Source organism: Streptomyces zinciresistens K42 (assembly GCF_000225525.1).
GTDB classification, from domain to species: domain Bacteria; phylum Actinomycetota; class Actinomycetes; order Streptomycetales; family Streptomycetaceae; genus Streptomyces; species Streptomyces zinciresistens.
In genome coordinates, this window is the sequence record NZ_AGBF01000264.1 from 1 (window position 1) to 7,162 (window position 7,162).

Annotated in this window: 8 protein-coding genes and 1 pseudogene; 4 read left to right on the forward strand and 5 right to left on the reverse strand. The window is 67.9% G+C overall.

Going from position 1 to position 7,162, the window contains the following annotated elements:
• Positions 1-311, forward strand: a pseudogene (locus tag SZN_RS41715) (hypothetical protein); the annotation flags it as partial.
• A gap of 161 nt (positions 312-472) precedes the next feature.
• On the opposite strand, the gene SZN_RS33875 reads toward SZN_RS41715, so the two are convergent.
• The 5 genes from SZN_RS33875 to SZN_RS42075 all read right to left on the reverse strand — a co-directional run bounded on the left by SZN_RS33875 (position 473) and on the right by SZN_RS42075 (position 4,075).
• Positions 473-1,384 carry an RNA polymerase sigma factor SigF gene (locus tag SZN_RS33875; protein ID WP_007504075.1) on the reverse strand — a complete coding sequence of 304 codons (912 nt, stop codon included), beginning with the start codon at positions 1,382-1,384 and terminating at the stop codon, positions 473-475.
• 267 nt (positions 1,385-1,651) lie between these two features.
• Complete coding sequence (locus SZN_RS33880) at positions 1,652-2,506, reverse strand: RNA polymerase sigma factor SigF (RefSeq protein ID WP_007504077.1); 855 nt, start codon at positions 2,504-2,506, stop codon at positions 1,652-1,654.
• A 176-nt stretch (positions 2,507-2,682) separates the two neighbouring features.
• Positions 2,683-2,976, reverse strand: coding sequence for a Dabb family protein (locus tag SZN_RS33885; protein ID WP_007504078.1), 294 nt, complete (start codon positions 2,974-2,976; stop codon positions 2,683-2,685).
• A complete protein-coding gene (locus SZN_RS33890) occupies positions 2,973-3,152 on the reverse strand; it encodes a hypothetical protein (protein WP_007504079.1) in 180 nt (59 codons plus the stop codon). The genes SZN_RS33885 and SZN_RS33890 overlap by 4 nt, the downstream gene beginning before the upstream one ends.
• Before the next feature lie 539 nt (positions 3,153-3,691).
• On the reverse strand, positions 3,692-4,075 hold the full coding sequence (locus SZN_RS42075; protein WP_007504080.1) for a hypothetical protein: 384 nt from the start codon (positions 4,073-4,075) through the stop codon (positions 3,692-3,694).
• 937 nt (positions 4,076-5,012) lie between these two features.
• On the opposite strand from SZN_RS42075, the gene SZN_RS33900 reads away from it, so the two are divergent.
• The 3 genes from SZN_RS33900 (at position 5,013) to SZN_RS33910 (ending at position 7,120) form a co-directional block, all read left to right on the forward strand.
• Positions 5,013-5,750 (forward strand): GntR family transcriptional regulator, encoded by a 738-nt coding sequence (locus SZN_RS33900; protein ID WP_007504081.1) that lies wholly within the window; start codon positions 5,013-5,015, stop codon positions 5,748-5,750.
• Positions 5,751-6,401: 651 nt separating this feature from the next.
• Positions 6,402-6,581: a hypothetical protein gene (locus SZN_RS33905; RefSeq protein ID WP_007504082.1), complete on the forward strand. Its 180-nt coding sequence runs from the start codon at positions 6,402-6,404 to the stop codon at positions 6,579-6,581.
• A gap of 89 nt (positions 6,582-6,670) precedes the next feature.
• Complete coding sequence (locus SZN_RS33910) at positions 6,671-7,120, forward strand: hypothetical protein (RefSeq protein WP_007504083.1); 450 nt, start codon at positions 6,671-6,673, stop codon at positions 7,118-7,120.
• The last annotated feature ends 42 nt before the right edge of the window (positions 7,121-7,162 follow it).

Genomic DNA, 7,162 nt, shown 5'->3' on the forward strand with positions numbered 1-7,162 from the left:
CTCCGGCGGGTGCGGGCGAGGCGGTCGCGGGCGGTGCCGTCCCGGCCGGCGGGCCCGCGGAACCGCCCGGCGCGCTCGCGGAGGCGGACGCCGCGCCGGACGACGGAGCCGGTCCCGGCTCGGTGGCGCGGACCGCCCCCTCCCCGGCCCCCCGCGTCCGACTTCCCTCCGACGCGCGCGAGTTGCCCACCCGTCGGCCCTCGCCGCCCGCCTTCCGCCCGTCGAGCGGCACCAGCCTCACCGCACCGCTCGGCGCCGCGGCCGTACCGGTCGCGCCGGGCGGTCCGCCCGCCGCTCCCGTGGCGACGTAGCCCTCACCGGAGGCGCCGCCGCACGCGGCCAGCAGGCCGCCCAGAGCGACGACGGCCGCCGACGCGCCCGCCAGGGCGCACCGACGGCCAGGGGTCCATGTCGTCCATGTCGCGCGAAGCATCGGGCCATGGTGGCTGACACTCCGTCAAATATGAAGGCTTCAGTCGGAGATGAGGCCCTCGCGCAGCTGGGACAGGGTCCGGGTGAGCAGCCGGGAGACATGCATCTGCGAGATGCCGACCTCCTCGCCGATCTGCGACTGGGTCATGTTGGCGAAGAAGCGCAGCATGATGATCCGGCGCTCCCGGGGCGGGAGCTTGGCCAGCAGCGGCTTGAGCGACTCGCGGTACTCCACGCCCTCCAGGGCGGTGTCCTCGTAGCCGAGCCGGTCGGCCAGCGAGCCCTCGCCGCCGTCGTCCTCCGGGGCCGGTGAGTCCAGCGAGGAGGCGGTGTAGGCGTTGCCGACCGCGAGGCCGTCGACGACGTCCTCCTCGGACACCCCCAGCACGGCGGCCAGTTCGGTCACGGTCGGGGACCGGTCGAGCTTCTGGGACAGCTCGTCGCTGGCCTTCGTCAGGGCCAGGCGCAGCTCCTGGAGGCGCCGGGGGACCCGCACCGACCAGGACGTGTCGCGGAAGAACCGCTTGATCTCGCCGACGACGGTCGGCATCGCGAACGTCGGGAACTCCACGCCCCGTTCGCAGTCGAAGCGATCGATCGCCTTGATCAGGCCGATGGTGCCGACCTGGACGATGTCCTCCATCGGCTCGTTGCGCGAGCGGAACCGGGCCGCCGCGTACCGCACGAGCGGGAGGTTGAGCTCGATCAGGGTGTCCCGGACGTAGGCACGCTCGGGGCTGTTCTCGTCCAGTGCGGCGAGCCGCAGGAACAGGGAGCGGGACAAGGTGCGGGTGTCGATGTCCGCCGAAACCGGCACGGCTGTGATCTCGGCTGCCGGGAGAGCCGGGGCCGGAACGGCCTCAAGGGCCGAAACATCGTCGAGCGCGGTGTCGGGTGCGGACTCGCTCTTCATGAGCGTGAGCACCTTCGAGCTGCCCTGGTCTACGGACATGCCACCCCCTCTGGGTCGCGGGACGGTCGCGGCGGACGCCCCGGGTGCGGAACGTCAGCCTTCACCTGAATACCGGAGCCGGAGCCACGGCAAACGCGCTTCCCGAAGAATGTCACATGTCGGCAACACGCTGTAGTGACATGTCGACACGTGAAACGTGAATACCCCCTGGACACAGGGGGTCTGACGGTTTTTCGACACGGAACCGTCGGCAACAGCCCGGTGAGCGATTCGCTCTCCCCGGTGACGGGTCGCTCCTGTATCCGGTTACGCCTCGATGCGGTTCGCGGAGCGCAGCCGCTGGAAGCTGCGCGCGAGGAGCCGGGAGACGTGCATCTGGGAGACCCCGAGTTCCGCGCTGATCTGCGACTGGGTCAGATTGCTGTAGTAGCGCAGCAGCAGGATCCGCTGCTCGCGCTCGGGGAGCTGCACCAGCAGATGGCGTACGAGGTCGCGGTGCTCCACGCCGTCCAGGGCCGGGTCCTCGTAGCCGAGGCGGTCCAGGAGTCCGGGCAGCCCGTCGCCCTCCTGGGCGGCCTCCAGGGAGGTCGCGTGGTACGACCGTCCGGCCTCGATGCAGGACAGCACCTCGTCCTCGGTGATGCGCAGCCGTTCGGCGATCTCGGAGGTGGTGGGCGTCCGCCCGAAGGCGGTGGTCAGGTCCTCGGTGGCGCTGTTGACCTGCACCCACAGCTCGTGCAGCCGCCGCGGTACGTGCACCGTGCGGACGTTGTCGCGGAAGTACCGCTTGATCTCGCCGACGACGGTCGGCATCGCGAACGTCGGGAACTGCACGCCCCGGTCCGGGTCGAAGCGGTCGATGGCGTTGATGAGGCCGATGGTGCCGACCTGGATCACGTCCTCCATCGGCTCGTTGCGGGAGCGGAAGCGGGCGGCCGCGTAGCGCACGAGCGGGAGGTTCGCCTCGATGAGCGCCCCACGTACGCGGTCGTGCTCCGGCGTACCCGGCTGGAGTTCCTTGAGCTCCCCGAAGAGCACCTGGGTCAGTGCCCGGGTGTCGGCGCCGCGGCTGCGGGGCGGCGGGGACGCGGGCGCCTCCTCCTGGGCGGGGGCTTGAGGCGCAGTACTGGCCGGCACGGTCAACTCCACCTCGTGATCCATCAACTCATCGGTCAAAAGCGGTCATAGCATCACAAGACAGTTCATTGTGTTCAAGTACCGCATAATCCCGTGTTGAGGATGAATCGCCTGGTTTAGACACGCGAAAGCCCCCCGCCGTTGCGGCGGAGGGCTCGGGGCGGATCGGCGCGAGGAGGGGCGGTGGCCGGTGCCGCGGCTCAGAATTCGTAGTCGGCGATCACCCAGGTGGAGAACTCCCGCCACAGCGCGACGCCCGCCTGGTGCTCGGGGTGCTCCGCGTAGGCGCGCAGCCCGGCCGCGTCCTCGAAGGCGGAGTTGATGGCGAAGTCGTAGGCGATGGGGCGGTCGCTGAGGTTCCAGCCGAGCTCCCAGTGCCGGATCTCGGGGATCGTGCCCTCCAGCGACCGGAAGGCCGCGACGCCCTCCACGACCCGCGGATCGTCGCGCTCGACGCCGGCGGCGAGCTTGAAGAGGACGAGGTGGCGGATCATGAGTTTCCTCCGTTGGCGGCCCAGGTCATGAAGTCGCCGATCGCCATGGCGGCGTCCGAGATGCCCTGGAACCCCACCAGCACGTAGTCGGCGGCCTTCTCCGGGTCGGTGATGATCAGGTAGAAGACGAAGACTATGAGTAGGTAGACGACGATCTTCTTCGCATTCACCGCCATCGCGGCCTCCCCTTGGCTGCGGCGTCTGCCATGCCTGCTGTGTCGAGTGAGTCGAAAGAGATGAAAGAGCCTGCTGTTACCGGCGGCGAGTGTATCCTCCGGGCCGCGCCGGAGATCAACAGTACGAAGGGTCCCGTCCACCTGCAGGACCCCTCCCGGGTGCCCGGGGGAGACGGCGCCCGCCCGGCCGTCCGGACGCACGAAGGGCCCCGTCCTGAGACGGGGCCCTTCTTCGGCGGTAGCGGAGGGATTTGAACCCTCGGTGACTTGCGCCACACTCGCTTTCGAGGTCTGTTCGTGCTGGTCAGGGCATGATCCGGGGTCGTTCAGCGTCGTTCAGTCCCGTACTCCCGTCCCCTGCCCGGACTGCCCTGAACGGCTCTGGACGGGAGTGAATGAGACGGAAACTGAGACGGCCCTTCTTCGGTGTGACCAGCGACTCTGCTGCGCAATTCCGGGGTCTGGCCATAGCGGCTCCCCCAGCCCTGTGAGGCGAGAAGAGCCCCGGCTCTCGGGGCGGGGCTCTTCGCTGTGCTGCCTCAGTCGTCCAGCTCGACTACTTCCACATCGCCGCCCTGAACTGTCACGGACCTCATCCAACGACCGCTCTCGATGTCAAAGAAGAGGCCGTCATCGTCCCACTGCCTCTCCTCCTCTTCGGCATCCGAGTGGGTGGTGTCGTCGGCATTCAGGCGTGTGAAGTGCACGTCAGGCGCCCGCTGCCATCGGTACGACCAGTCGATCTCGCTCGTGATCGCCTTGATGCTGTCGGACGGCAGTACCCTCGTCGCTTCACTGATCGCCGCCGTGACGGCCGCCTCGTAAGCCGTGTGGGCGCGCTTGTAATGGACCGTCGACCCTTCAGTCTGAAGGTCGAAGTCGATGGTGATCGTCAGATGCTTCGGTACGGGCTTCTGTGCCACATCTACCCCCTTGGTGTCGTTGTGGGCATTCAGTATCAACTGGAACCACAGCGGACTGCGGGGAATCGCGGAGCATAGTCACCAACGACGTGGCGCTTGCAGGTGTCTACGGCTCATCTTCCGTTCCACCATCAGATGACCCGTTGCGTCCCGCGCGCTGCACCAACGGAACGACTACGGCGACGACGCCGGCGGACGTACCGATGGGCGTTGCAAGGCGCGGAAACGTCAGCACCAGGGCGACCACGCCAAGGCCGACTGTAACCACGCCGGCCGTGACGAGCCGTCGGCCACGGATCAACTTGACCCGCCTAGGGGGCCTCGCTTCATCCACAGCCCTGGCCTCGGAGCGCGGTGTCTGAGGATTCATGGGTACCGTCATCGGTAGACCTTTCTCAAGCTAGGGACAAGGTCGGGGCGGCTCCCGTGCCAGCGGGGGTCGCCCTTTTTGGCGACCACGCCACCCGTCAGCGGCAATAGTGACAGCGCGTTAGCCGACCGCCAATCTGGTTGTCCACAGCCCCTGTGGACAACGGCGCTATTACTGTGGGTAAGGCGTGATTTCCTGTGCATGATCCGGTGGACAGGGCGGTGTACAAACCACAGGTCCATCCACAGAATGGGGGCTGAGCTGCGACTTTTACTTTCCACCAGCTGTGGAGAGAAAAAATTTTCCATCCTGACGCATATCACTGGGCGTGAAGGCGGAAGGTCTGATTCCGTACTTATTTCTATCCGCGTAGAGCTTTGGAAAAGGGGTGCATCTTAATGGGGGCCACTGACAATCGCCCGCTTGGGAAGCTAGGGGTCTGATCGGGTGGGGTCCCAGTGCGACCCCGTCGCTCGCGTGCAGATTCGTGGCACTCCGTGATGCGGGTACACGACACGTCTGTGTCAAGCTTGGTACCTGGAACCACCCTAGGGAAGTGAGGAGCTGATGGCGGAAACCGCTCGGGACATCGCCGACGAACTGCGGGAGCGCATTCGTTCCGGCGACCTGGCGCCCGGCAAGCGGCTTCCTGGTGAGCCTGCCCTCGTGAAACAGCACGGGGTGGCCAAGGAGACGGCGCGGCGGGCCCTGATGTTGCTGGTCACGGAAGGGCTGGCGGTCCGTAAGAAGGGGAGCGGTACCTACGTCCGGGAGTTCCAGCCGATCCGGAGGGTCGCGAACAAGCGGCTTGCTCAGGAGGGGTGGGGTGACGGCCGCTCCATCTGGAGCGCTGACGTCGGGGAGCGACCCATGAGCGTCACGGGCCTGCGGGTCTATGAGGCGCCCGCGCCCGATGACGTGGCGCGCATCCTGGATCTGGCGGAGGGTGCGCCCGTGGTGGTCCGGGATCGCTTGTTCACTGTTGAAGGCGAACCCGTCCAAGCGGCCATCTCGTACCTGCCGGCCGATCTCGTACGCGAGTCGGCCATTGCTCAGGAAGACACCGGCCCGGGTGGCACGTACGCCCGTCTGGCCGAGCTGGGCGCCAAGCCCGTCCGCTTCATCGAAGAGTTGCGCTCACGGATGCCCAGTCAAGAGGAGACGGATCGGTTGCACCTCACCGAGGGCACGCCGGTTGTGGAGATCTACCGGACCGCGCTCACGGAGGACGGCCGACCGGTCGAGGTGAACCGGATGCTCCTGGACGCTGGGGTCTACGTGATGGAGTACCACATCACCGGCTGACCTGAACGAACGCTGCACAAAGGGCCCGCTCACGCGGGCCCTTTTTTCGTGCCCTGTTGACCTCCCTAGGGAGGTGTGGTTTAAATATCCCTAGGGAGGTTCTGCCGCCCAGGGGCTCTGGAAGGGGCTTATCCGGCATGCGTGAACGCTCTCTGCGACAACTCAACAGCGTGATCCAGCGCAGGTACGACGGCCGTGACCACTCCGGCTAAGGCGACTGGAGACCAGTCGGTCATCTCCCGTCAGGGACACGTGCCGACTCAAAAGAACGGATCTGCCCAAGGGCACCCACGCCGCGCGAAGAGACCGAGATGCGATTCCTCGGGGGAGCGGGACTGAGGCACAGATCCATATCGCGCAGTACGGGCCGTCACCTCCCGCAAAAGGTGTCCGGCGCGGCTCAGGCCCGCGCGTCTCCGCCCCTCACATCGAGCGACAGGAGTTCCGATGCGCCAACGACAGCTTTGGGCGTCGCCGTGATGGACCGGCTGGCGTCGCCTGTGCAGTAGCTCGGTCCACTTCCTTCCGGCCTTCGCAGCGGCTCACGCTGCGCCGGTTGCCTCCCCCGGCCGTCCGGCCCGCCGTGTGCGGGGCCGTACGGCCGGGGTGCGGGGAGTCGTGGGGCTTCACCGTCCGTCGAGAGGATCGTTCATGGAGCGTTTGGAGAAGCAGGCCGTCGACAACCGTGCGGCGGTCCGTGTTGTGCGTGAGCGCGGCAACGGGGCGCGGGCGGAGGAGTTGGAGGCCCGTGCCGATGAGCTGGAGTCCGGCCGTGTCACCGACGTCACCGACGTGGTGAGCGGCCTCGTTTCCTGGGCTTTGCGCCGCTGACCTGCGCACAACGGGCCGCCCGGGAGACCCGGGTGGCCCGCCGTCTGATGTCCCTCACCGCCCCCTTTTTCGTTCCGGGAGTACCTGTGTTGACCACCCTGATAGCCGTTCTCGGCACCCTGCTCGGTACGGCCATGGCGTATCTGCTGCAACAGCGCGGGGCCCGTACCGAGCGCGTCGCGGTCCGGTCGGAGGACCGGCGCCGGGAGAGGCTGACGGCGGTGACGGATCTGGTGTCCGCGCTCGCCGCGCACCGCCGGGCGATGCGGGTCCGCGAGGACCTGCGCCTTGCCGGCGACCAGGACGGCTACGCCGCCGCGCGTGCGGAGTCGCACGCCACGCGGGCCGCGATCACCGCGCCGCTGATGCTGGTGACCGTGCTGGCCCCGGACCTCGCCGACGCCGCTTCGGGCGCAGCGTCGGCCACGTACGCGCTGCGGGGCGCGGCGGACGCTGCGGCGCTCACCGCGCTGCGGCGCGCCGCGATCGCCGCCACGGACCGGCTGGTCACCGCCGCGTCCGCCTCCCCTCTGACCTGATCCCCCCAACGGCGAGCGGTCCCCGGGAGGCACCCCGGGGAC